This window comes from Shewanella loihica PV-4 (genome assembly GCF_000016065.1).
GTDB classification, from domain to species: Bacteria; Pseudomonadota; Gammaproteobacteria; order Enterobacterales; family Shewanellaceae; genus Shewanella; species Shewanella loihica.
Window position 1 is genome coordinate 1,689,588 of the sequence record NC_009092.1, and the last position, 23,753, is coordinate 1,713,340.

General features: G+C 52.6%; 23 protein-coding genes and 1 tRNA gene. 20 read left to right on the top strand and 4 right to left on the bottom strand.

The window, feature by feature from the left end; all coding sequences use genetic code 11:
* Positions 1-38 precede the first annotated feature (38 nt).
* Positions 39-2,207 (bottom strand): sensor domain-containing diguanylate cyclase, encoded by a 2,169-nt coding sequence (locus SHEW_RS07590; protein ID WP_011865266.1) that lies wholly within the window; start codon positions 2,205-2,207, stop codon positions 39-41.
* A gap of 437 nt (positions 2,208-2,644) precedes the next feature.
* Here SHEW_RS07590 and SHEW_RS20935 point away from each other — a divergent pair, with 437 nt between their 5' ends.
* From SHEW_RS20935 to drt4, 3 genes are all read left to right on the top strand, one after another.
* Positions 2,645-3,073: a DUF4124 domain-containing protein gene (locus SHEW_RS20935; protein WP_041406566.1), complete on the top strand. Its 429-nt coding sequence runs from the start codon at positions 2,645-2,647 to the stop codon at positions 3,071-3,073.
* Positions 3,074-3,076: 3 nt separating this feature from the next.
* Entirely contained in the window at positions 3,077-3,661 is a 585-nt protein-coding gene (locus tag SHEW_RS07600) for a hypothetical protein (RefSeq protein WP_011865267.1), read from the top strand.
* 68 nt (positions 3,662-3,729) lie between these two features.
* Positions 3,730-5,361, top strand: a complete 1,632-nt coding sequence (gene drt4, locus SHEW_RS07605) for an antiviral reverse transcriptase Drt4 (RefSeq protein WP_011865268.1) — start codon at positions 3,730-3,732, stop codon at positions 5,359-5,361.
* A gap of 198 nt (positions 5,362-5,559) precedes the next feature.
* Here the strand turns inward: drt4 and SHEW_RS07610 are convergent.
* The 3 genes from SHEW_RS07610 to SHEW_RS07620 form a co-directional block, all read right to left on the bottom strand.
* Positions 5,560-5,636, bottom strand: a tRNA-Pro gene (locus SHEW_RS07610).
* Between the two features lie 180 nt (positions 5,637-5,816).
* Positions 5,817-7,604 carry a DUF3413 domain-containing protein gene (locus SHEW_RS07615; RefSeq protein WP_011865269.1) on the bottom strand — a complete coding sequence of 596 codons (1,788 nt, stop codon included), beginning with the start codon at positions 7,602-7,604 and terminating at the stop codon, positions 5,817-5,819.
* 100 nt (positions 7,605-7,704) lie between these two features.
* Positions 7,705-7,920 (bottom strand): YejL family protein, encoded by a 216-nt coding sequence (locus tag SHEW_RS07620; RefSeq protein WP_011865270.1) that lies wholly within the window; start codon positions 7,918-7,920, stop codon positions 7,705-7,707.
* Positions 7,921-7,997: 77 nt separating this feature from the next.
* On the opposite strand from SHEW_RS07620, the gene yejK reads away from it, so the two are divergent.
* The 17 genes from yejK to SHEW_RS07705 all read left to right on the top strand — a co-directional run bounded on the left by yejK (position 7,998) and on the right by SHEW_RS07705 (position 23,739).
* Positions 7,998-9,029, top strand: coding sequence for a nucleoid-associated protein YejK (yejK, locus tag SHEW_RS07625; RefSeq protein WP_011865271.1), 1,032 nt, complete (start codon positions 7,998-8,000; stop codon positions 9,027-9,029).
* A gap of 229 nt (positions 9,030-9,258) precedes the next feature.
* Positions 9,259-10,143, top strand: a complete 885-nt coding sequence (locus SHEW_RS07630; protein WP_011865272.1) for a 6-carboxytetrahydropterin synthase — start codon at positions 9,259-9,261, stop codon at positions 10,141-10,143.
* Between the two features lie 69 nt (positions 10,144-10,212).
* A complete protein-coding gene (locus SHEW_RS07635) occupies positions 10,213-11,070 on the top strand; it encodes a M23 family metallopeptidase (protein WP_398351601.1) in 858 nt (285 codons plus the stop codon).
* A gap of 289 nt (positions 11,071-11,359) precedes the next feature.
* The gene (locus SHEW_RS07640; protein ID WP_150099952.1) at positions 11,360-12,061 is read left to right on the top strand and encodes an LON peptidase substrate-binding domain-containing protein; all 702 of its coding nucleotides are present in this window, start codon (positions 11,360-11,362) and stop codon (positions 12,059-12,061) included.
* A gap of 57 nt (positions 12,062-12,118) precedes the next feature.
* The gene (locus tag SHEW_RS07645; RefSeq protein ID WP_011865275.1) at positions 12,119-12,757 is read left to right on the top strand and encodes a sigma-70 family RNA polymerase sigma factor; all 639 of its coding nucleotides are present in this window, start codon (positions 12,119-12,121) and stop codon (positions 12,755-12,757) included.
* On the top strand, positions 12,750-13,499 hold the full coding sequence (locus tag SHEW_RS07650; protein ID WP_011865276.1) for a ChrR family anti-sigma-E factor: 750 nt from the start codon (positions 12,750-12,752) through the stop codon (positions 13,497-13,499). The genes SHEW_RS07645 and SHEW_RS07650 overlap by 8 nt, the downstream gene beginning before the upstream one ends.
* Positions 13,500-13,548: 49 nt before the next feature.
* The gene (locus SHEW_RS07655; protein ID WP_011865277.1) at positions 13,549-14,493 is read left to right on the top strand and encodes a YbgA family protein; all 945 of its coding nucleotides are present in this window, start codon (positions 13,549-13,551) and stop codon (positions 14,491-14,493) included.
* A complete protein-coding gene (gene phrB / locus SHEW_RS07660; protein WP_011865278.1) occupies positions 14,490-15,926 on the top strand; it encodes a deoxyribodipyrimidine photo-lyase in 1,437 nt (478 codons plus the stop codon). The genes SHEW_RS07655 and phrB overlap by 4 nt, the downstream gene beginning before the upstream one ends.
* A 1-nt stretch (position 15,927) precedes the next feature.
* A complete protein-coding gene (locus SHEW_RS07665; protein ID WP_011865279.1) occupies positions 15,928-16,371 on the top strand; it encodes a nuclear transport factor 2 family protein in 444 nt (147 codons plus the stop codon).
* Positions 16,372-16,380: 9 nt separating this feature from the next.
* Entirely contained in the window at positions 16,381-17,103 is a 723-nt protein-coding gene (locus SHEW_RS07670) for an SDR family NAD(P)-dependent oxidoreductase (RefSeq protein ID WP_011865280.1), read from the top strand.
* Complete coding sequence (locus SHEW_RS07675) at positions 17,100-18,353, top strand: NAD(P)/FAD-dependent oxidoreductase (protein WP_011865281.1); 1,254 nt, start codon at positions 17,100-17,102, stop codon at positions 18,351-18,353. Before SHEW_RS07670 ends, SHEW_RS07675 begins: the two co-directional genes overlap by 4 nt.
* Positions 18,350-19,153, top strand: a complete 804-nt coding sequence (locus SHEW_RS07680; protein WP_011865282.1) for a DUF1365 domain-containing protein — start codon at positions 18,350-18,352, stop codon at positions 19,151-19,153. Before SHEW_RS07675 ends, SHEW_RS07680 begins: the two co-directional genes overlap by 4 nt.
* Positions 19,154-19,264: 111 nt before the next feature.
* A complete protein-coding gene (locus SHEW_RS07685; RefSeq protein ID WP_011865283.1) occupies positions 19,265-20,545 on the top strand; it encodes an SAM-dependent methyltransferase in 1,281 nt (426 codons plus the stop codon).
* Positions 20,523-21,032, top strand: a complete 510-nt coding sequence (locus SHEW_RS07690) for a DUF2878 domain-containing protein (protein ID WP_011865284.1) — start codon at positions 20,523-20,525, stop codon at positions 21,030-21,032. Before SHEW_RS07685 ends, SHEW_RS07690 begins: the two co-directional genes overlap by 23 nt.
* A 48-nt stretch (positions 21,033-21,080) precedes the next feature.
* Complete coding sequence (locus SHEW_RS07695) at positions 21,081-21,569, top strand: chalcone isomerase family protein (RefSeq protein WP_011865285.1); 489 nt, start codon at positions 21,081-21,083, stop codon at positions 21,567-21,569.
* Positions 21,566-22,099: a DUF3833 domain-containing protein gene (locus SHEW_RS07700; protein ID WP_011865286.1), complete on the top strand. Its 534-nt coding sequence runs from the start codon at positions 21,566-21,568 to the stop codon at positions 22,097-22,099. The genes SHEW_RS07695 and SHEW_RS07700 overlap by 4 nt, the downstream gene beginning before the upstream one ends.
* Before the next feature lie 254 nt (positions 22,100-22,353).
* Entirely contained in the window at positions 22,354-23,739 is a 1,386-nt protein-coding gene (locus tag SHEW_RS07705; protein WP_011865287.1) for an FAD-binding oxidoreductase, read from the top strand.
* The last annotated feature ends 14 nt before the right edge of the window (positions 23,740-23,753 follow it).

Consider the following 23,753-nt stretch of genomic DNA (forward strand, 5'->3'; position numbering starts at 1 on the left):
AAGCGCGTGAGCTAAAACTGCATAAGTGAAAGCCGTCGTTAGCTTAGCTGATCTTCGGCTGACAGCAGGGAGCAGATCACTCGGTTGCGGCCATTTTCCTTGGCCTCGTAGAGGTTAAGGTCGGCCATCTTAAACCAGTGATCTATGTCGTTCATGTAGCCGGCATTGCTGATCACCGCGCCGATACTCACGGTCAGGCTGATTGCTGCCTGGCCCGGCACCTCTATCTGATGCTCGGCGACCAGCTCCTTAAACTGATTCAGGTGTTGCTCTACCTGCAGGGCGTTGCACTGGGGCAGCACCACCAAAAACTCTTCACCGCCATAGCGAGAGACAATATCCGTGTCCCGCTTAAAGAACTGCTTCATCAGTTCTGCCAGGGCGATCAGGGCGCTATCGCCTATCTGGTGGCCATAGGTGTCGTTGATCTTCTTAAAGTGATCGATATCTATGATGCAGAACGCCAGCGCCGCATAGCTGCGCTTGCACATATCGTGAATATTGCCGAAATGATTTTCCACGTAGCGGCGGTTGTAGAGCTGAGTCAGCTCATCGCGCTCCGCCAGCGCCTGCAGCTTGAGGTTGGCATCTTCCAGCTCAACCGTGCGCATTGCCACCTTTTCCTCCAGCTCCAGCTGGTAGCTGATCAGCTCCTGTTTACTCTTCTGAATGCTGCTGGAGAGGGCGTAGATCTCCTGGGGCGTGGTGTCTGCCATCGCCTCATCCTGATGTTCGGCCATGCCCCATTGGCTAAATTTCTTGGCGATGGTCTCAAGCGGCTGAGTCAGGCGATTACTGATCACCTTGATCAGCAAGATGGTGATGATGAAGGCAATAAACAGCAGGCTGAAGGTGGTCAGGTACTGCTGCTCCACCTGCTTCACCAGCGGCGAGAAGGGCATCACCACATAGAGTGACCAGCCATTTTTCAGCACATATTTGGCGTAGGCGAACTCAGGGTTAAAGCTGTCGAGATTGCGAAAGTTGATCATGTTCAGGCTGGTGCGATAGCGCTGCCCCGAGGTGGAGACCTTAAGCGGGGTCAATGGTGCCAGGTCGAGCATCTCAGAGGCGTAGATCACCAGGCCGTTCTCGTCGGTAAGCACCATGGCCTGCTCGTGAAACTCGCGGTTGCGCTCATCGATACTGGCGAACTTGGTAAGGTTTAACGAGCCTTCGATGATCCCTATGGGACTGACCGGGTTGTCCTTGGAATAGAGCGGCGCGCTGATGGCGACTATGGGATCTGTACCAAACCCCCGCCCGAGGAAGGCCGGGGAGATAAAGGTCAGCTGATTGTAGAAGGCCTCCTGAAAATAGTGCCTGTCGCTGATGCTGAGATCTTTGTTTTGAACTGTCTCCTTGCCCAGGCGTGAGATGGGGCTGGCCGCCGAGATAAGCCCCTTGTCATCGGCTATCAGCATAGAGATAAAAAACGGGTAGCTCTGGTGCAATTTAGATAACAGGCTCTGCCACTGGGCCGCATCATAGTTAGAAAGGCTCAGCCAGCGCGCCGCGTTGTCTATGGCGCTGATATGTCCCTCGATAAAGCTCTCGGTGGCCTTGCCTAGGTGGGCCGCCGAGTCTTCCAGGTTGAGCTTCACATCCCGCTGCTGTTGGTCGATGGAGTTGTTGTTGAAGATCAGCGCCGATACCAGCAGGGCCAGGGTCAACACCTGGGTAAAGGTGTAGGTGAGCTGGGCGTTGAAGCTCTTGCGCTTCTTATTCATCAGCTTGCCGTCGATATGCAGCTGGCTTGGCAGCATGGTGACACAGATGGCGCCGAGCGCCGTATAGAGCATGCCGTTAATCCCCTGCTTGAGGGTGATAAAGGTCATGTAGCTGTTGGGCATCTGAAACACCAGGTTGGCGTACAGATAGAAGAGCGGCATGCCCAGCAAGAGCCAGAAGGTGATATCCGCATACAGGGTGTAGAATTCTTTGCGCCGCGCATAGCCCAGCCACAGCGCCTCTAACGGGAACAGCAGGAACATGTGCCAGCTGTCCCAGGCGATATAGAGGCCGGTGGCACAAAGCAGCGAGGTTAACAGGGCATACCAAGGGCCGAGGAAGATGGCCACGATCACGAAGAAGAGGTTACCAATGATCAGCTGTTGGTTTCCAAACAGGGGAATAGGTGCCAGGTTGACCAGCAAGCCCAGTAGACCCAGTAGCAAGGCAAACCCTAGGTGATTCTTATTGATCAATTACTTTCTTCCCTAATCTTTCATTGACGACGCAGTTGATGCAGAAAATGCTGGCAGAACTGCGACAGCGGATGCTCTTTGCCGGCGCCCTTAATAGGCATTCATCGGCCGCACTCTGAGCCTTTTGCTAGGCCTGTATCGATAATGACACGCTTAAATAGGAGTGTAAGGGAATCCCAAGTTAAATGCTAACCAAATGTTTCTTATCACTCTTTTGTGGTTTTTAGAGGACTTGTTTTTCAGTGAGAACATTGACTAAGAGTTTGGTTAAGAATGAGGATGTTTGATGGGGATAGTAATTTGCTGTATTTGTGGCGAGAAAGCAGAGGAGATCTTTTGAATTACTGTATACAAAAAGGACTACCAACAGGTAGTCCTTTTTATTTGGCTATATTGGCGATAAACTCAATAGGTTAGTTCGACATAGGATGTTAAGAATGCATAAATGGATGTTTATCACATTGATTATGGCTAGCTTCAACCTTCATGCTGCAGTTTATAAATGCACCATAGACGGGGTTGAAACTTACAGCCAAGATCCTTGCGCAGAAGATGCCCAAGAGATCACAGTAACTCCTCCCGTGAAAATGAATAGTAGTGACAATGATTTGAGCGTCGATCAATTGGTCGAGCAATGCATTACGACGTTAACATTAATTGGGGGATTTAAAGATCCAGAGTCAATTAAGGTACTTGGTCACCATTTTGATTGGGTGCAGGATGACACTGGGGCACGTCGCGTACTCCAACTAAGAATCAATGCAAAGAATAGCTATGGTGGTTACGGCGGGGCTGAATTTTACCCCTGTTTCTTGAACCATAGCGGAACTCAACTTAGTGAGCATCAGTACAGAATACGGAAGTAAAGCGTGTCTAAATCAAAGAAAAGATATTTAAACCTCTGGCGAGAAATATTAGCAATTATAGTTGTTTTGGCTTCCATGTATTATGGCTACTGGCTACTTTCAGTGAGTCTAATAACCAGTTCTGATTTTTTAACGTGGAACATTATCACATGGTTGTTAGCAATCGCTTTCATAGCACTGCCACGGATAAGCGAGATCTCTATTGGGGGGAATGTTATTAAGCTTATCCAAGCAACTAAGCAAGCCCAATCTACTCTTAAAGGGTTGTTTAGGGCACAGCTTGTTATGCTTAGACAAACTCCTAGTGGATTTAGAAGCTCACTTGTCACAGTTGATCCTCGGGTAGAGCCATTCTTCGATTTGTGTGAAGAGATAGCCAAACTTGAGCTAGCCGATGAGCTGAGCGCTGATATGGTTCAAACTGCACAAGAATTGATACAAACTCATGTAACTAATTTTATGGATATGCTTTTTATGCATGAACCACCTAAAGATGAGTTTTATAGTGATGATGAGCTAATTCAACATCGTGTAATGCCAGATGCAAAAGATGTTTATGTAAGACTGCGGGATTTCATCTGCCGTTAACTCTTAAGGTTTTTTAATATAGCTCGTATGGTGATGCTAGGTGTTTGTGAACTATGGGGGGCTAGTATATGAAGGTTAAAGATTTACTCAATATTACGGATGAGGATGAACTAAAAAAATATCGTGTTTTTAGAGCATTATCTCGCTTTAACTATTTTCCAAATCAAAAACAGGCTATAGGCGAGTTACCTGATTGCTTTACAACTTCATCTTTAACACCTGAAGTATGTTTAAGACTATTATCAGGTGGGATTGACAACAAAAGAAAAAACACAGGATTTGCTCCTGTTGAGTACAAGTCAACGCGTTATAACAATATACCTAGAGTTCTTTCTCTTGTTCATCCTGTTGCCCATGCGCAGCTTTGCAAACATATTTACGAAAACTGGCAAGATATTGAGTATATTTCTGCTAATACTATTAGCAGAGTTAGACCTGAATTCTATGAAGTAGATAAGCGAATTGTTGTCATGAATTATGATGATCCGATTGTTAAAGATAGGAAGTTTAATGACATAACATTTGGAAAGAAATACATTGTAAATGCAGATATCGCGAGTTGTTTCGATAGTATTTACTCTCATAGTATACCTTGGGCAATTAAAGGATATGAGTTTGCAAAAAACAATAGAGGTGAAAATGAATGGTTTAACCAGTTTGACAAATTTTTAAGAACAACTAAAAGATGTGAAACCAATGGGATGCCGATAGGTCCCGCTACTTCCTCAATATGTTTAGAAATTATACTTGCGAGAGTTGATAGTAGGTTACATGACCTTGGTTTTGAACATGAACGATATGTAGATGATTTTTGTTGTTACTGTTCAACCAAAGAGCAGGCTGATGAATTTATTATAAAATTGTCGGAGTTGTTAGCTGAGTATCGATTGAGTTTGAACTTGAGAAAGACAACTATTATTGAGTTGCCAATAGCATCAACTGATGATTGGATTGTAGAATTGAATAGCTTGTGTATTGACCGATATAATGCAGATGGAGACCTAGTTCTGATAGGTGCTAAAGAAGCTATAAATATTATCAATAAGGCAGTTTTTTTAAGCCAATCACATAAAGATGGTAGTGTGATTAAGTTTGCAGTAGGTTTTTTAGTAAAAAAATTAGCTGACACTGCATACCAAGATGTGTTCGAGTGTTTATTAAGTTTGTCATTTCATTATCCAATTCTTATTCCATATTTATCTATTTTGCTGGGCAGAGGAAACTTAGAGGCTCAGCATTACGTTGATAAGTTTCAGATGATCATTGAAGAAAATGCGCTCCATAAAAGATCAGATGGGATGGCGTGGCCACTTCATATCTTTAGAGAGCATAATATTGAGCCAACCCAAGAAATAGTTGATAGAGTTTTGGAAACTAAGGACTGTGTTGCTATCACCATTTTGCAAGATATTTGCCCTGATAATGAGAATATAAGGCAATTTGTAGTAGATATCTCAAATGATTTGGATATTAAGAAGGATGAATATTGGCTATTACTATATCAATCATATCTTCTTGGACATATAAATAACCCCTATCGCGATAGATGTTTTATTGTACTAAAAGATTATGGTGTTAATTTTTTTAAAACTGATAGTAGAACCAAGTTTGAGATGAGATGTGATAATGTTGGTGCTGTTTGGGCTTTTAAAGAATTAGAAGAGATTAAACAGCCTCAAGCAAAGGCAGTAAATATCTAACTCCGAAATCTTTCCAATCCGACCCAATCCCATAAGCCGAGACAATGACATCACGTTCACTGTCTCGGTTTTTTATGTGTGACAATTATCTTGTGCTTTGATCACTAGGGGCTAGCGCAAAGAGCCTTTAGTTACTTTGATACGCTATCAAATCCCAGACAGCAAAAAGCCAGCTTCTCAGCTGGCTTTTCTAGTATTTGGTCGGTATGAGAGGATTCGAACCTCCGACCCCTGACACCCCATGACAGTGCGCTACCGGGCTGCGCTACATACCGATTTTATCCAAAGCAGCAAAGACTTGGGGTCTGCTTCGAACAGGCTGAACTTTATCAAGTCGTTTGCCCCTGTGCAAGTGTTTCGGCGGTTGGGCCCGATCGACTGGCTAGTTTATAGTCGCTGGCGGCTCAACCTAAGTAGTTGGCGCATAGCGATCTAATGTTCAGTGACTCAAGTTTCTAGTGATTGTAGAAGCGTCGTCCCTCGCGCATCACCTGGATCAGCTCGGGTGCGCTAATCTTCTTGTTGCGCAGACGCTGGCTATAGTCACGGTTATAGATACGGTATTTGCCGTGTCTGTCGATCACTGTGATCTCATCTTCCTGATAGATGCCAAACACCAGGTTGTCACCGATGTAGGTCCAGTTCTCGCTTTGGGGCTGCAGTATGTTGCGCCCGGCGCTGTAGTCGCTCGGCTTGTTGGTGCAGTCGAGTAGCTGAGTCATCAGGGTCGGCACCACGCCGTAGTGGCTGCTGGGGTAGGTGACCGTCTTGTCATACTCCATGCCGGGCCAGTGGATGATCAAAGGCACATGCACGTTGGCCGGTGACAGGTTGCCGCGCTGGTTGTCGTTGTCGCCGGTAAACACCTTGCCCGACACGCCGGTGACCATCACGAAGGTGCTGGCCGGTAGGCGCTCGATAAGCTTTTGCAGCTGCTTGTCGATAAAGTTGAGCGACTGACGGTATTGGTTGAACAGCACCTTCTGCGCCGGCTTGAGCGGCGTGCTCGGCTTCACCGTTTCGATACCCAGGAAACCGATAGGGGTGTCGTAGCTGTCGGGGCTCTGCAGGTTGAGCAGGGCAAACCAAGGCTTGTCTTGCTGCATACGCCACTCGTTAAAGCTGTCGATGGATTGAATATCGGCATCGGCCACGCCGTTGGTGAGTGGCTGAATGTGCGAGGTCATATCCTGATAGATGGCCTGTGGCTCGATATTGCTGGTTTCAGGGGCGAAACGCGCCAGGGTGTAGCCCTGTTTAGCCAGCTCCTGGGTGAACACAGGCGAGCGATAGCTAAGATCGCTGGCGGCGATATAGCTGCCCTGCAGGCCATAGAGCAGGGAGAACATGCCGCTGTTGTGCATATTGCCGCCACTCAGGTGCTGCTTAAATTCATGGTTGTGTTTGCCGTATTCGTACAGGAACGGCATGGTCTCTTTGTCCACCAGATCGGCCCTGAAGCCGTCGATAGCTACCATCAATATGTTGATCTCTGGGTCGGCGCTACACTGCAGCGGCGATATTGGGTAGTTGAGACTCGGTTGCAGCTTGCTTGGGTCTTGTGCCTTGCTGCTCTTCTCTATGCCGTGGCTCTCCATGAAGGAGCGCGCGGTGGCAGGATAGGAGAGCGGATAGGCGTCATCCAAGCGGGTGATCTCTGTGATATCGGCGGCGTCGGCCCAGATATGAATCAGGTGGCTGCTGACGAAACAGAGGCCGATAACCAACACCACCTTAGGGCCGTAGTTAGACTTGCGGATCTTTTCTATGCGTTTCCACAGGTAGTTGGCGGCGGTCAGCTCCAGGATGATGATCCCCAGCGGCGTGACGATATAAGAGGTGCCTTGCAGCAGGGCATTGAGATCGGCCCAGGCGATGTCGAACACAAATGGACTAAGGTGCAGACCATAGTCGTCGTAAATCAGGGTGTCATACAACAAGATACACAGGCCAAGGGTGGCGGCAAAGGCCGCGAGCCCGCGCAATATCTTGGAGTAGGGCAGCAGTAGGGTGATGGGAAACAGCACCACCAGATAGACGATGAAGGCGAGGAAGCTAAAATGCCCCAGGGTGCTGATGGCCAGGTAGCCCCAGCCAATCCAAGACTCGGGCGCGCCCACGGTTTCAATATAACGGACGCCGACTATCATCGCCAAGAAGCCGTTGAAGAAGGCAAACCAATGCCCCCAACTGACTAAGCGTGACACACGATCACGGCCCATCTCTTTTTTACGCTCGATCATAGGGATCCGTTATTTGTTGAAATACTTGTCTATCTTAATTTTTTTTAAGGCGGATTGGCCAGTTTTTTGCGAACAAAAACCGCTTTTTTAGCCGTTAGTGTTAGCTTTTTACCGACTGGGTCAGCGCCTTGGCAAACTGCTCGGCCACTTGGGCACGCGCTTCCTCAGGCACCTTGCGTAGCAGCAGATCTGTGACACAGTTGCCCAGCACCATGAGGCTGAGGTCGGTCGGCGCCTGGTGCTTGTCGAGTACTGCCAGGATCTCGGCGATAACGGCTTCGACCTGGGCGTTTGAATATTTAGATTGGATAGCCATATTTAAAAATTTTTTCACTTTAATTTGAAATAGCGGCATATAATAACGGATTTCTACCAACATCACTATCGAGGCTTATGAGTATTAACGTCGAACAAGCAATTATTCACGCGATATCCCAAGATGGCGAAGGCCAGCTCAGCTGTAGATTGCGTCCACAACCGCTACTAAATAGTCAAGCCGTCGAAGCCATGCTCGAAGAGCTGCATCAAACCTACACCAGTAAGTCGGGTAAGGGGTTTGGTCATTTTGGTACCCACGGCGAAGATGGTGAAGCCAACCCACAGTTTAAAGAGGCCCTGAGCCAGTATCTGGGTGGCGAGCTTGGGTTCGTCGAGTTCTCAGGCATGGCAGGTAAGCTGCTGCAGGAAGAGCTCGCCAAGTATGACTTCAGCCAGGGCGGCTTCCTGCTGCTGGCCTGTTATACCTATATGACCAGCGACTACCTGTTTGTCTCTCTGCTCAACGCCAAGTCGTCGATGACGGTTCTGGATGATATGGAGCTGTCGCAGAACACTCACCTGGATCTCAACAATGTGCAGCTGGCGGCGCGTATCGACTTGACCGAATGGCAGGCCGATCCGGATTCGCTCAAGTATATCTCCTTCGTGCGCGGCCGTGCCGGACGTAAGGTGGCGGACTTCTTCCTCGACTTCATGGGCTGTGTCGAAGGGGTTAACACCAAGGCGCAGAACAAGTCGCTGATGAACGCGGTAGAAGATTTCGTGGCCAGCAGCGAGCTGACCAAGGATGAGCGCCAACAGTGCCGCGAGAAGGTGTTCGAGTATTGCACCGAGCGGGTCGATAGCGGCGCCGACATACAGCTTAAAGACTTGGCAGATGAACTGGCCGATGCGGGCATGGACTCCTTCTACGATTTCGCCCAGGGCGGCGACTATGAGCTGGAAGAGGAGTTTCCCGGCGACAAGCCGACCCTGCGTCAGCTGAAAAAGTTCTCGGGTACCGGCGGTGGCGTGACCATCAGTTTCGACGGTCAGCATCTGGGCGAGCGGGTGATCTATGATCCCATCTCAGATTCTATTTTGATCAAGGGCGTGCCGGCTAACCTGAAAGATCAGCTGGATCGTCGCCTCAAGGGCGGTCAATAACCCCATTAACGGGTATTCAGCGCCAGAAAAAAGCGTCTGTGTTAGACGCTTTTTTCGTTTATGATGCTTTAAATAGGGTGTAATGGTCAGGCGGCGAACGCTTAGGCCCTGTGCGACTTGCTAAAATATCGCAGATGAGTTGAAATTATCTGTTGAAACTAGAGTGTCCTCCGGCCGTTTGCCGATGGGATCAATTAAGGTGGACTGTTTTTCTGCCGACGGAGCGTAAATGCAACTTTTTGTTAGAGATTTAACCGTAATCGATTTTTCTTACCTGTGTCCTATCCGTGGCATGGTGGGAGAGAGCTGGATCGTCGATGTGCTGCTCGATGGCGGCCTGGACGATCAGAACATGGTGCTGGATTTTGCCAAGGTGAAACGCACCATCAAGAACACCATTGACGATGTGGCCGATCACCGCCTGCTGATCCCCACCGCCTGCGCAGAGGTGAGATGGCAGCAGCAGGGCGATCGTGTCTGGATGGACTTCAACAGTCTACAGGGAGATATCCATCTCGCCTGTCCTGCCCAGGCCTTTGCCCTGATCCCGACGGAAATTATCGATTTCGACAGTGTTAATGCCTTCTTGCAAAAAGCCTTGAAAGAGGTGTTGCCTGACAACGTGCAGGGAATTGCTCTGACACTGCGTAACGAGCTGCATGAAACGCCTTATTATCACTATTCACATGGCCTGAAGAAGCACGATGGTAACTGCCAGCGCATCGCTCACGGTCATCGCAGCCCGATCAATGTGTTTGAAAATGGTATCGCCGCGCCTAAGTGGGACGAGTATTGGGCCCGCCGCTGGAAAGATATCTATCTCGGCAGCGAAGATGATCTGGTCGAGGTTGACGAGCTGGACCTGTCACCGCAGACAAGCGTGAGCGATGAGACCCACTATGGTTTCCATTATGTGGCGCCGCAGGGGGATTTCCAGCTGGCCATGCCTAAGAAGCGCTGTGAGATAATCCCACACGATACCACGGTAGAGCTGCTGGCCGACTTTATCGCCACCACACTGGCGAGCGAAAACCCAGAGAGTGAATTTAAGGTGATCGCCTATGAAGGCGTGGGTAAGGGTGCCATCGCCTCTAAAGGCGAGCGCAACGTTTAGCAGCGTGTCAGACGTTTTAGTTAGCCTTAGTCCTTTATTAGCCTGAATCGATAGGAGTCGAATTTGAACTTGTTGCGCTTAGTTGTGGCTGTACTCTGTCTTGGTGGCGCCGTGGGCGCTCAGGCCGAGGTTAACTTGAGTGGCAAGATGGAGCAGGGCGCGCTGATCCGCGGCCAGGCTCAGGCGGGAACCCAGGTATGGCTCAACGGCGAGCCAGTAAAAGTCAGCCCCGAAGGGCTGTTTGCCTTCGGTTTCGAGCGGGAAGCCACGCTCAATCAAGAGCTTAAACTAATCTACCCAGATGGCCTGACCCAGCTTATGCCCCTCAAGATAAGCGAGAAGCAGTACAAGATCGACAAGGTCAACGGCATCGCCAAGAAGATCATGAAGCCAGATCCTAAGGCCGTAGAGCGCGCGGCCAAAGACAGCAAGCAGGTCAAGGCGGCCAGAGCCACCTTCTCGGGGCAGACCGCCTTTGCTCAAGACTTCATCTGGCCGCTGACCGGCCGCATCTCGGGCGTGTATGGCAGCCAGCGGGTCTATAACGGCAAGCCGGGCAATCCTCACTATGGCGTGGATGTCGCCGCCAAGACGGGCACTGTGGTGGTGGCGCCCGCCGATGGGGTGGTGACCCTCTCAGTACCCGACATGTTTTATTCTGGCGGCACTATGGTTATCGATCACGGCTATGGGGTCAGTTCCAGCTTTTTGCATCTGAGCAAGCTGTATGTGAAGCCGGGTGAGATCATTAAACAGGGCCAGCCGGTTGCCGAGGTGGGCGCCACCGGACGCGCCACCGGGCCGCACCTTGACTGGCGTCTCAACTGGTTCCAGATGCGACTGGATCCCGTGACTGTGGTACCGTCCATGGCGAGCGTGCTTGAGCGTCAAACCCAGGCCAAACAGACCAAACAGGCCAACAAGTAGGGAAGTAGGGAAGTAGGGCGAGTAGGGAAAAGCGCTCTCTGACAAGGAGAGTGGAACGAAATATCAGTTAAGGCGACCAAGGGTCGCCTTTTTCATGTCTCCTGTTATTAACTCCTCTCTTTATTAATCCTTCGCTTTAGTTATTCCTCGCTTGCTTATCCCATCTGGTACTTAGGTGATCGATTCTCATCGGCGCTGCGTATGCAAGTTATAGGTCATGCAGATATCGTAAGCAGCAAAGTTACCGCGCTTTGATTTTTGTGTCGGAAAGCACTTAAGCAGAAGAGTCGTGTCAATCAGTATGAAGATCACCCATGAAATCAGCCCTGCTACCGGGGCGCAGCAAGCGGGTCACTCAGAGTCGCGGCAACAGCAGCCCACCAGTCTAGCGGAGCAGACTCTGGCGGTCTTTCCCCTGCCACTGTTTGTGCTGCCGGGGGGCGTGCAGCGCCTGAGGATCTTCGAGCAGCGCTATCTTGCCATGGTTTCAGAATCCTTGGTTTCAGAATCCTTGGTGGCCGAGTCTACAGGCAAAGGCTTCGTGATCGCCCGCTACGATAAGGCGTTTGACTTCAATGTCCCCGACTGGGGCACTAAGGTGCAGATAATCGATTTTCACCACGGCGAAGATGGCCTGCTGGTGATCGATGTTAGAGCTAACCATCTGGTGAGCCTGGACAGTTTCGATGTGCGTGGCGACGGGCTCTTGATGGCTCGCTGTCATTACCGCGACCACTGGCCGACGCTTGCCGCCAGTACCAAGCGCGGCGAGCTGGGGCAGGCCCTTAGCGCCCTGTTTGCCAAGCATCCACAACTGGCCGAACTTTACCCGCAACCAGAATTTAATCGCCTGGATTGGGTCTGCGCTCGCTTTTTAGAGATATTGCCTTTATCTTTGAATGAGAAGGAGAAATTCATCTTGCCTGGCAGTTTTCCTCAGGCAAAATCGTTTCTCGATACATTCATTTTGGGTCAGGACAAAATTAATTGATCCTCGCCGCGCTCACCTGCGTATAGGCCTCTATGTAAGGGTCATACGTGAGTACAGATGCAGACATTTGTTAGCGCAGGCGCCCCGGATAAAGGGAGTGCGAATATCAAGACTCAACCAGAGACGCAGGTGCCTGCCGAGCTGTCGACCTGGCTGGTGCGGGTAGCTGATGCAAGGGACAAGCAGGCGTTTACCCGTCTGTTTCAATTCTTTGCGCCCAAGATCAAACGCTTTGGTATCAAGCAGTTAGGCAACGAGGCTCAGGCACACGAGTTGGTGCAGGAGACCATGAGTAACGTCTGGCGCAAGGCGCATCTTTATGACGGCGACAAAGGCGCGGCCACCACTTGGGTCTATACCGTGATGCGCAACGCCGCCTTCGATATGCTTAGGCGCGTCAAGGCCAAGGCCGAGATGAACCTGGGTGACGATATCTGGCCATTGGAACAGGCGCAGGTCCAGAGTGAGGAGGAGCCGCTACATTTTGCCGATCATCTGATGGAGAAGCAGATGCTGGCCTATGTCGACAGCCTGCCCGAGGCCCAGCGAGCCGTGGTCAAGGGCGTCTACTATCAGGAGCTCTCCCAGGAGCAGTTGGCCCAGCAATTTGGCGTGCCAATCGGCACCATTAAATCCAGACTCAGACTTGCCCTGGCAAAACTCAAGCAGCAGATGGGAGACCAGCAGCATGATTAATCACCATCCCAACTCTGATGTTTTGGCGCAATTTGTCGCAGGTACCTTACCAGCATCGGTATCCGTACTGGTCGCCAGCCATGTGGAGCTATGTAGCGAGTGTACCCGCGCGGTGCAGGCCCTCACCGAACAGGCCGCCATCGACGCCTTCGGCGAGTCTAGTCAAGAAGCCTTACGAGATGCGTCTCAACCCGCTGGCTTAGCGGATGTTTCTGGCTTGGACGATTTTGATGGCTTGGACGATTTTGATACTAGCGACCAGTTCGGCGACTCAGACGAGTTTGCTGATTGCATTAACGCCATCACGGCCCTGGAGCGCGACGATACGCAGCAGTTGCCGCAAACCGTCACCGAAATTGCCGTGGGCGGCGAGCGTATCCCGCTGCCGACCGCGCTTAGGTCTATCCCCCTTAAAGAGTGGCAGGGCATGGGCAAGCTATCCCGTTCGCGCCTGGCGCTGGACGATGGCGATCTCAGGATGAGCCTGCTGCACATAGACAAAGGTGGCAGCGTGCCTTGTCATACCCACAAAGGGTTCGAGATCACCTTGCTGCTGCAGGGCAGCTTCACCGATGAGATGGGCGAATACCGCAAGGGCGATTTCATCTGGCTCGACGGTCAACACACCCATCAGCCGGTGACGGAGAAGGGCTGCGTCTGTCTCACGGTATCGAGCGACGCCATTCGTTTCACCCAAGGGGTGAGCCAGCTGCTTAACCCAATCGGACGATTCATCTATTAGTCCGAGTACTAATTCGAGTATTAATCCGAGTCTGCCAACTGGAGGCGCCATGAAGAAGAAATTGAAGATCGGCATCAGTGCCTGTGTGATGGGCGAGCCGGTGCGTTTCGACAGAGGTCATAAGAAATCGGGCTTCTGTATGGAGCAGCTGGCGGAGTTTGCCGAGTTTAAACCTGTGTGTCCCGAGATGGCCATCGGCCTGCCGGTGCCGCGCCCGACCATCAGGCAGATAGTGCGGGACAACATCATTACCGTGTCCCGCCCCGACGGCAGCGGCGATGTGACCCAGGCCCTTAAAGAGTTCGGCGCTAAGGCCGCCCTGAACTATCAGGAGCTGGCGGGTTTCGTGTTTTGCGCCAAGAGCCCCAGCTGCGGCATGGAGCGGGTCAAGGTGTATCATCACCACGGTAAGGGCTCAGAGTCCACCGGCGTCGGCATCTTCGCCGAGCAGGTGATGAAGGCCAATCCGCTCTTGCCCTGCGAGGAGAATGGTAGGCTGAACGACCCCATCATTCGCGAAAACTTCACCACCCGCATCTTCACCTATCAGAAGTGGCTGGATCTCAAGGCGGAGGGGCTGACCCGGCACAAGTTGATCCAGTTCCATAGCGCCCACAAGTATCTGGTGATGAGCCACCATGTCGAGAGCTATCGCGAGCTTGGACGTCTGTTGGGCCGCGCCGACATTGGCCTCGAGGAGCAGAGTGAGCGTTATATCTCGGGTCTGATGCAGGCGCTTAAACATAAGGCGTCCCGTCGCAGTCATACCAACACACTGCAACATCTGCAGGGCTACTTTAAGCGTCAGCTTGACGAGCATAAGCGCCGCGAGCTGACCCAGGAGATCGCCGCCTATCGCGAGGGGCTGTCGCCGCTCCTAGTGCCGCTGACCCTGATAAAACATTATCTTATTGAGTTTCCAAATGAATACCTGCTACAGCAGGCCTATCTGAACCCCCATCCCAAGGAGCTGAGATTGAGGTACGGCTATTGAGCGCACTCTTGTGGCTGAGACGGGATTTCCGTCTCCATGATAATCCCGCCTTGAGTGAGGCGGTGCGGCTCAGGGTGAAACAGGCGCTCTTTATCGCTACCCCGGCCCAGTGGCAGCAACATGATATGGCGCCGATAAAAGCCGATCTCATTCGTCGTCACCTCGAGTTGATGGCCGGTGAGTTAGCTGAGTACGGCATCGAGCTGGTCATCTTGTCTGCCACAGATTTTAGCGATCAGGTGAGGGTGTTATGCGACTACTGCCGTGACCATGGGGTCAAACTATTGCTGGCCAACAGCGAGCCTGAGCTCGATGAGCAGGAGCGCGACAAACAGGTGATGGCGGCGGGGATCGATCTGCGCCTGTGGCAAAACGATACCATCTTGCCGCCGGGCAGCGTGCTCAACCAGCAGGGGGAGATGTTTAAGGTCTTTACCCCCTTTAAGAAGGCCTGGCTCAAGTGTGTGGCGGCGAAGGGCATAGAGTGTGTGCCGACGCCGGCCAAATCGACGCCGGTAAAATCGATCGGTGATGCTCAAGCAGCGTCTCAGCTTCCCCAACAGCCAACACCACAATCATCAAGCATCAACCTAGATTATCCCCTGGTGGATTCCGGTCGCTGGCCCGACAGTGAGCAGGTGATGGGCCAGCTGCTGCCCCATTTCTGGCAAGACAAGCTGCTCAATTATGGCGAGCGGCGCGACTTTCCGGCCATCAAGGGGACATCAGGCTTATCGCCTTATCTGGCCATAGGGGCGATTAGCTCGCGTTGGCTGGCGCTGCAACTGGTGCAGCGTCATCCCGAGGTGATATACGACACTCAGCACGGCGCCTTCACCTGGCTCAACGAGCTGATCTGGCGGGATTTCTACAAACATCTGCTGTTTCACTATCCAGAGCTTATCAAGGGCGGGAGCTTTCAGCCCAAGTATGAGTCGCTGCCCTGGCCCAATAACGAGGCCCACTTTCAGGCCTGGTGTGAGGGGCGCACCGGCTACCCCATAGTCGATGCGGCCATGAAACAGCTGCGCCGTACCGGCTGGATGCACAATCGCCTGCGTATGATAGTGGCGAGTTTCCTCACCAAGCATCTGCTGGTGGACTGGCACAAGGGCGAGCGCTTCTTCATGCAGCAGCTGATCGACGGCGATTTCAGTGCCAACAACGGCGGCTGGCAGTGGGCCGCCAGCACGGGCTGCGATGCCCAGCCCTATTTTAGGATCTTTAACCCCATCACCCAGAGCCAAAAGTTTGATCCTCGGGGAGAGTTCATCCGTAAATATCTACCAGAGTTGAGAGAGGTGCCCGACAAGCAGATCCACTTCCCCCACGACTACTTAGCGAGTCAGGGCAAGGCTGAGATCTACCCTGCGCCGATAGTGGACCATAAGGCGGCGCGCCAAAGGGCCCTGGCATTTTATAAGGTGGAATAGGATGACAAAGACGATGGCTAGCGCCCTGTGGTTACAGAACTTCACGGCCGTATACCGCGAACTGGGTACCGATAACCTGGAGGCGCTGCGCAAGATCTATCATCCCGAGGTGGTGTTCTGCGACCCTCTGCATCGCGTCGAGGGGCTGGATAACCTGCTGGGCTATTTTCAGGGCCTCTATCGCCAGGTGATCAGTTGCGAATTCACTATTGAGCATGTGTTTGAGCAACAAGGTGAAGCCGCCGTCTACTGGACCATGACCTTCAGGCACAAGCAGCTTAACGCCAGCCAGCCCATGGTCGTCGAGGGACACTCTCGACTGAAGGCCAAAGACAACAAGGTTGTCTATCACAGGGATTATTTCGATGTCGGCGCCATGTTGTATGAACAGCTGCCGCTGCTCGGTGGCCTTATCCGCGCGGTCAAACGCCGCGCCGTGAACTAGGAGGCCGGGATGAAACTCATGATAACCGGCGCCACCTCTGGGATAGGCAAGCAGCTGGCCCTTGGCTATGCCAAGGCCGGGCATAAAGTAATCGCCTGCGGTCGCAGTCAGACAAAGCTAGATGCTTTGGCAGAGGCGCAGCCTAACATCAGCACCTTGTGTTTCGATCTGATGCAGTACGATAGCTATCCTGCGCTCGCTGCCGACCATGGCCCGCTGGATCTGCTTATTCTCAACGCCGGCGACTGCGAATATATCGACGATGCGCTCAACTTCGATGCCAAGCGTTTCGACAAAATTATCAACATCAACCTTATCGCCATTGGCTACGCCCTGCAGGCCTGGTTACCCAATTTGAAGCCTGGCGGTCGCCTGGTGTTGGTCAGTTCCAGCGCCCAGCTTTTGGCGCTGCCTCGAGCCGAGGCCTACGGCGCCTCCAAGGCGGGGCTGAGTTATCTGGCCAAGGTGCTGGCGATCGATCTGGCTAAGCATCAGATAGAGGTAACCTTGGTGCATCCAGGCTTCGTGCAGACGCCGCTAACGGATAGAAACACCTTCGCCATGCCCATGATGATCGGCGCCGAGGAGGCCGCCTTGACCATAATGCGTGGCATCGCCAAGGGCAAGCGCGACATTCGCTTCCCACGCCTGTTTATCTGGCTGATGCAGAGCCTCTCACTGTTACCTTTTTCGCTCTGGCGCCGTCTCGCCATGAGGATGGTGTCTTCATGAAAAAAATTGCCATTATCGGCTCGGGCATCTCGGGCCTGACCTGCGCCTATCTGCTGGACAAGCATTATGATGTGACCCTGTTTGAGCAAAACGATTATGTGGGTGGACACACTGCCACGGTCGATGTGCACCATGAGGGGCGCGACTATGCCATAGATACCGGCTTTATCGTGTTCAACGACCGAACCTATCCCAATTTCAATCGTCTGCTGGCCATGCTCGGTATCGAGGGGCAGGCTACCGAGATGAGTTTTAGCGTGCACAACCGCCAGACGGGTTTCGAGTACAACGGCCACGGCCTCAATAGCCTGTTTGCCCAGCGGCGTAATCTGTTTCGTCCCCGTTTTTGGCGTCTGCTAAGTGAGATCTTAAGCTTCAATCGTCTCTGCAAGGAGTGTTACGGCCAGGATACTGTGCCTGATGGGATGACCCTGGGGGAATTTTTGCAGCAACATGGTTTTTCTCGCTTTTTCAGCGAGCACTACATTCTGCCCATGGGCGCGGCCATCTGGTCGACCAGCCTGAAAGAGATGCAGGCCTTCGAGCTTAGGTTCTTCATCCGTTTCTTCTACAACCATGGCCTGCTCAACATCAGCGACAGGCCCCAGTGGTATGTGGTGCCCGGCGGCTCACGTCAGTATGTTGAGGCGATCCTCGCCGGCCTCTCTTGTCCGGTACATTTAGGTAGCCAGATTGAGGGGGTATATCGCCAGGAGGGTGAGGTGAGGCTGGTGCTGCAAGGGGGCGAGACCCTGGTATTCGATGAGGTGATCTTCGCCTGTCACTCGGACCAGGCCCTCGTCCTGTTAGGGGACGCCACGGCCGATGAACAAGAAGTGCTGGGCGGCATTCCCTATAGCCGCAACGAGGTGGTGCTGCACACAGATATCAGTCTGCTACCTAAGCGGCCACTGGCCTGGGCGAGCTGGAACTATATGTTGGATGATAATCTCGAGCGCGCCGCCTGCGTCACCTACAACATGAATATCCTCCAAGGGATCGACAGCGATACCACCTTCTGCGTCACCCTGAATCAGAGTGAGGAGATAGCCGAAGATAAGGTACTGCGCCGCTTCGTCTATCACCATCCGGTGCTGAACGAGGCCAGCTGCCGCGCCCAGCAGCGACGCCTGGATATATGCGGTAAGGCCCACACTCATTTTGTCGGCGCCTACTGGTACAACGGCTTTCATGAAGATGGGGTGCGCAGCGCCCTGGATGTCACCAAGCGCTTCGGGATGAGCCTATGAGTGTCAATGGCCAATCATCTGCTGCCTCTCAAGCGAGCGAGCAGCGAGAGCCAAATGCGCCTGTGGAGCATAGCGGTATCTACACCGGCCAAGTTCGCCATCGCAGGTTTGGCGAGATCCCACACGCCTTTGGCTATCGCCTCTACATGATGGGGCTGGACCTCGACGAGCTATCAGCAGTGACATCCCGTAGCTGGCTGTTTGGCCAGCGTTGGTTCAACCCCATACGTTTTAATGAAAAAGATTACCTCAAAAATGAACCCGGCAGCCTTAAGCAGCGTATTGCCCAGAAAGTCGCCGCACTCGGTGGAAGTTGGCAGACAGAAAACAGGGTAGTGATGCTGGCTCAGTGCCGCTGCTTAGGGGTTTATTTCAGTCCCATCAACTTCTACTTCTGTTACGACGCGCAGCAGGTTTGCCGCTACATGTTGGCCGAGGTGAGTAACACCCCCTGGAACCAGAGGCATTACTACCTGCTGAGCCTGGAGGGCGAGATGAAGCTCAAGAAGGCATTTCATGTGTCGCCCTTTATGGCGATGGAGATGACCTATCATTGGCGAGTTTCGCCGCCGGCGGCCAAGGCGTTGGTGCATATCGAGAACCATCAGGAGGCTAAGGTGTTCGATGCCACCCTGGCACTCGACAGACAGGGGATCACCCCGGCTAATTTGCTGAACACCTGGGTCAGGATTCCTGCCATGACGGTGAAGATGCTGCTCGGGATCTACTGGCAGGCGCTTAAGCTGTTTCTCAAGCGGGTGCCCTTTATCGCGCACCCAGATGCCGATAGCGCCAGTTGAGCCACTAGCCAGTTAAGTAAGTAGCGCTAGATAGGCAATTAGCGCAGGCAGACAGCAGCAGAGCATGGCGACAACCCGGATGCAGATGGTATTTCATTTAGCGAGGTAGAGATGGAACAGACAATCAAACAAGTAAATGGTGTAAGGCCTCGCGCTGTGGCAGTGGAACTGGGCACAATGCAGAAGTATCGCGCCCTGGTCATTCGCCTGTTGGGCCAGCTCAAAGGCGGCTTTATCACCCTCATCGAAGGTGATACGCAGCAGCAGTTTGGTGAGCGAAGTGCAAGCCTCAGCGCCCAGATAAACGTGTTGGATCCCTGCTTCTATCGCGACCTTATCCAGGGGGGCAGCATAGGCGCCGCCGAGGCCTTTCTCGATGGTAAGTGGACCAGCCCGGATCTCACCCGTCTGATTCAGGTGATGGCCCGCAATCAAACCCGGCTGGACGCGCTGGAGCAGAAGATGGCCTGGCTGACCCGCATCAAGCATCTGCTGCTAAGGCTGAGTCAACGCAACACTGAGCAGGGCGCCAAGCGCAACATCCTGGCTCACTACGACATAGGTAACGAGCTCTACGAGCGCTTCCTCGATGACTCTATGCTCTACTCCTGCGCGCTTTACGGCGACAGTGCTCAGACGCTCGCTCAGGCCCAGCAGCATAAGCTGCAAACCATCTGTGAAAAGCTTGAGCTAAAACCCGGAGAACATGTGCTTGAGATTGGCACAGGCTGGGGGGCGCTGGCCATCTATATGGCGCAGCACTATGGTTGCCGCGTGATCACGACCACCATATCCGATGCCCAGTATCAATATGCCAAGACGCGGATTGAGCAGGCGGGCCTTAGCGACCAGATAACCCTGCTCAAGCAGGACTATCGCCGCCTGACAGGCCAGTATGACAAGCTGGTGTCGATAGAAATGATTGAGGCGGTGGGCCACGAGTATCTGGGGACATTTTTTGAGACCTGCTCGGGCTTGCTGAAGGATGATGGCAAGATGCTGCTGCAGGCGATCACCATCAGTGATGGCCGCTACGAAAAATACCGTAAAGGCGTCGACTTCATTCAGAAATATATCTTCCCCGGTGGCTGTCTGCCGTCTGTGGCCGTGATGAGTGAGCAGCTGGCCAAGCGAACCGACATGGTGATCTGCGATCTGGAGGATATCGGCCTGCACTATGCCAGAACCTTGTACGACTGGCGTCAGGCGTTCGACCAGGCCTGGCCGGAACTGGAGGCGCTTGGCTATGACGAGCAATTTAAGCGTCTCTGGCTGTTTTACTTCTGCTACTGCGAAGGGGCATTTAAGGAGCGACTGATCGCCACCCATCATCTGGTCGCCCGTAAGCCCAGGTATTTTGGTGCTCAGGATGAAAGCGTTCTGGCTTATTAATCTTGGCCTGTTTCAGCTGGCTTGGTGGTCGGCGGCTTGGTTAACAAACTCGGCCAGCTACATCATCTCTGGGCTGATCGTGCTGCACTGTCTGCTGTCCCCCTGTGTGAGGGCGGATCTCAGGCTGCTGGCGCTGTTGCCGCTCGGGCTGCTGGTGGATGGGGCGCTCATCGCCCTCGGCGCCTTTCGCGGTGTCGAGTCTGCATTTCCCCTCTGGCTAGCCCTGCTATGGATGATCTTCCTGATGAGCCTCAATCACAGCTTACGCCTGCTATCCGGGCTCAGCCTGCCCTGGCTGATGCTCATCGGCGCCCTTGGTGGGGCGGGCAGCTATTGGGCCGGCGTGAGCCTGGGCGCCTTAACGACCCAAGTCTCGGCTATCAGTTTTTGGTTGATCGCGGCGCCAGTCTGGGCAGTGCTCTTGCCCTTGCTGGTTTGGGGACAGGAGAAGGTCTCAGCGCCGCAAGCTAGCAAGCTCATTCGGTAACAAGCTCATTAGGTAAGAAGCGTATTAGGTAAGAAAGCGAGGTGAGTCATGGGCAAAGTTCTATTGCTATTACTCTTAAGCCTGAGTGCTCAGGCCGCGGATCTCGACAGGCTACATAAGATAGGTAGCGCCGAGATGCAGTATCTGTTTTGGACCTTGTATCGAGCAGAGCTGTATAGCGCTCAGCCTGACTATGAGGCGAGTGCTGATAAGGCGCTGAAGATAAATTACTACCGAGATATCGAAAGCGATCTGCTTATTGAGGCCACGGTAGAGCAGTGGCGTCACCTGGGTTACTCAGACCAGCAGATAACTTCTTGGCAGCGGCATATCCAGGGACTCTGGCCCGATGTGCGCGAGGGCGATAGCCTGACCCTATGGGTGAACAGCCAAGGCGACAGCTATTTCTACTTCGGTGACAAGCCGCTTGGGCAGATCCAGGATCGCACCTTCGGCGAGGCGTTTCTGGCCATCTGGTTATCTGAGCGCACCTCAGAGCCTGAGTTAAGACAGGGCCTATTGGGATTAAGACAATGAAAAATATCGTTTTGGCATTTGTGACCGCCTTACTTATCTTGCTGCTTAGTGCCTGTGGCAGCGCCTCACTGGAGGACTATAGCGCCACCACCCCAGAGCTGCATCTGGACAGCTTTTTTGACGGTAAGCTAAAGGCCTACGGCATAGTGCTGGATCGCTCCGGCACCCTGATAAGGCGCTTCGAGGTGGATATGTTGGCTAACTGGCTGGGCGATAGGGGCGAGATCCAGGAGTGGTTTCTGTTCGATGACGGCGAGAAGAGCGAGCGCACCTGGCAGCTCACCAAGCTTGATGATAATTCCTATCAAGGCAGCGCCCAAGACGTGGTGGGCAAAGCCCTCGGACGCACCCAAGGAGCAGCGCTGTTCTGGCAATATGAACTCGAGATCCCAATCGATGGCGAGATCTATCAGGTGACCTTAGATGATTGGATGTTTCTGCTCGATGATAAGCGCCTGTTCAACAAGACAGAGATGAGCAAGTTTGGCTTTAAGGTGGGGGAAGTTATCCTCTACATCGAAAAAATTTAGGGTTAAACCGCCAACCCGTTTGCTGTCGTCATTTTAAATCGCGTTTGAGCATGCGTCTGGTTATCCAAACCTCATGGTTTCTACTAACATAAAGACTGATGCTCTTTTGATACGCCGTATTTATATCCGTGACTGAATTCCATTACTCCAACTAGAACCAAGCATTATTGACGTTATACTTGAGGGAATGAGCATAGCACTTATTGGCACATACATTGTTTGCGCGGCGATGTGACGCTTAAGAGGCAGCTTATATGAAAGGTTTACAACAATCTCAGGTGGACAGTTTTAAGGCTGGATTTGGTGGCGATGTTATTTTGCCCGAAGACAGCAACTATGACGAAGTGCGACAGATCTGGAATGCCATGATAGATCGAAAACCGGGGATGATCGCCCGTTGCACCTCGGCGGAGGATGTGGTCAAGGCCGTCAACTTTGGCCGGGAACATGATTTACTCATCTCGGTTCGCGGCGGTGGCCACAATATCGCGGGTAAAGCCCTTTGTGACGATGGCCTGCTGATAGATCTGTCCTTGATGAAACAGGTTAAGGTCGACCCCGACAAACAACTGGCTTTGGTTGAGCCTGGTTGTACTCTGGAGGATGTGGACGCGGCTACCCAAAAACATGGTCTGGCGGTACCCGTGGGGATCAACTCCACCACAGGGATCGCAGGATTAACCTTAGGTGGTGGCTTTGGCTGGTTAAGCCGCAAATTGGGCATGACAATCGATAACCTGGTGTCGGCCAATGTCGTTACCGCCGAAGGCAAACAGCTCGTTGCCAGTCAGGCCAGCGAACCAGAGCTCTTCTGGGGACTGCGCGGCGGCGGTGGTAACTTCGGCATAGTCACTCAATTTGAGTTTAAGCTGCATCCCCTCGGGCCCGACGTCCTCAGCGGCCTCATCGTTTTCCCCTTCGAGCAGGCAAAGTCTGTTATCAGTCAGTTTGTTAACTTTACCGCCAATGCCCCCGAGGATCTGAGTGTCTGGATGGTGGCTCGTAAGGCGCCGCCACTGCCATTTCTCCCCGAGTCGGTTCACGGCAAAGAGGTGATAGTGCTGGCGATCTGTTATGCTGGCGATCCCGCCGAAGGTGAGAAACTGATCGCGCCGCTTCGTCAATTTGGCACGCCTGTGGGTGAGCATGTGGGCGTACAACCCTTTGCTGCCTGGCAGCAGGCCTTCGATCCTTTGTTGACGCCCGGTTCACGTAACTATTGGAAGTCCCATAACTTTACCCAGCTTAGTGAAGCGGCTATCGATACGGCCATCGAATATGCCGGTACCCTGCCCACAGAGCAGTGTGAGATCTTTATCGCCTCAATCGGTTGCGCCACCTGTTTGCCGGCCGCCGACGCCATGGCTTATTCGGCCCGGGATGCCCAGTACGTATTGAACGTGCATGTGCGCTGGGAGTCTGCCGACGATGATAAACGCTGCATCGCTTGGGCGCGGGAATTCTTCGATAAGACTAAGCCTTTTGCCAGTGGCGGCGCCTATATCAACTTCCTGACCGATGATGAATCCGATCGTACCGAGTCGGCCTATGGGGAAACCTACGGGCGATTACGTCAGCTGAAGAAGCAGTACGATCCGAACAACCTGTTTAGGGTGAATCAGAACATCAAGCCCGCTTAGATTGGGGCTTAGGT

Coding starts and splice junctions, on each gene's coding strand:
- SHEW_RS20935 (WP_041406566.1), top strand. CDS start 2,645: ATGCATAAATGGATGTTTATCACATTGATTATGGCTAGCTTCAACCTT.
- drt4 (WP_011865268.1), top strand. CDS start 3,730: ATGAAGGTTAAAGATTTACTCAATATTACGGATGAGGATGAACTAAAA.
- SHEW_RS07615 (WP_011865269.1), bottom strand. CDS start 7,604: ATGATCGAGCGTAAAAAAGAGATGGGCCGTGATCGTGTGTCACGCTTA.
- SHEW_RS07620 (WP_011865270.1), bottom strand. CDS start 7,920: ATGGCTATCCAATCTAAATATTCAAACGCCCAGGTCGAAGCCGTTATC.
- yejK (WP_011865271.1), top strand. CDS start 7,998: ATGAGTATTAACGTCGAACAAGCAATTATTCACGCGATATCCCAAGAT.
- SHEW_RS07630 (WP_011865272.1), top strand. CDS start 9,259: ATGCAACTTTTTGTTAGAGATTTAACCGTAATCGATTTTTCTTACCTG.
- SHEW_RS07645 (WP_011865275.1), top strand. CDS start 12,119: ATGCAGACATTTGTTAGCGCAGGCGCCCCGGATAAAGGGAGTGCGAAT.
- SHEW_RS07650 (WP_011865276.1), top strand. CDS start 12,750: ATGATTAATCACCATCCCAACTCTGATGTTTTGGCGCAATTTGTCGCA.
- SHEW_RS07655 (WP_011865277.1), top strand. CDS start 13,549: ATGAAGAAGAAATTGAAGATCGGCATCAGTGCCTGTGTGATGGGCGAG.
- SHEW_RS07665 (WP_011865279.1), top strand. CDS start 15,928: ATGACAAAGACGATGGCTAGCGCCCTGTGGTTACAGAACTTCACGGCC.
- SHEW_RS07670 (WP_011865280.1), top strand. CDS start 16,381: ATGAAACTCATGATAACCGGCGCCACCTCTGGGATAGGCAAGCAGCTG.
- SHEW_RS07675 (WP_011865281.1), top strand. CDS start 17,100: ATGAAAAAAATTGCCATTATCGGCTCGGGCATCTCGGGCCTGACCTGC.
- SHEW_RS07680 (WP_011865282.1), top strand. CDS start 18,350: ATGAGTGTCAATGGCCAATCATCTGCTGCCTCTCAAGCGAGCGAGCAG.
- SHEW_RS07685 (WP_011865283.1), top strand. CDS start 19,265: ATGGAACAGACAATCAAACAAGTAAATGGTGTAAGGCCTCGCGCTGTG.
- SHEW_RS07690 (WP_011865284.1), top strand. CDS start 20,523: ATGAAAGCGTTCTGGCTTATTAATCTTGGCCTGTTTCAGCTGGCTTGG.
- SHEW_RS07695 (WP_011865285.1), top strand. CDS start 21,081: ATGGGCAAAGTTCTATTGCTATTACTCTTAAGCCTGAGTGCTCAGGCC.
- SHEW_RS07700 (WP_011865286.1), top strand. CDS start 21,566: ATGAAAAATATCGTTTTGGCATTTGTGACCGCCTTACTTATCTTGCTG.
- SHEW_RS07705 (WP_011865287.1), top strand. CDS start 22,354: ATGAAAGGTTTACAACAATCTCAGGTGGACAGTTTTAAGGCTGGATTT.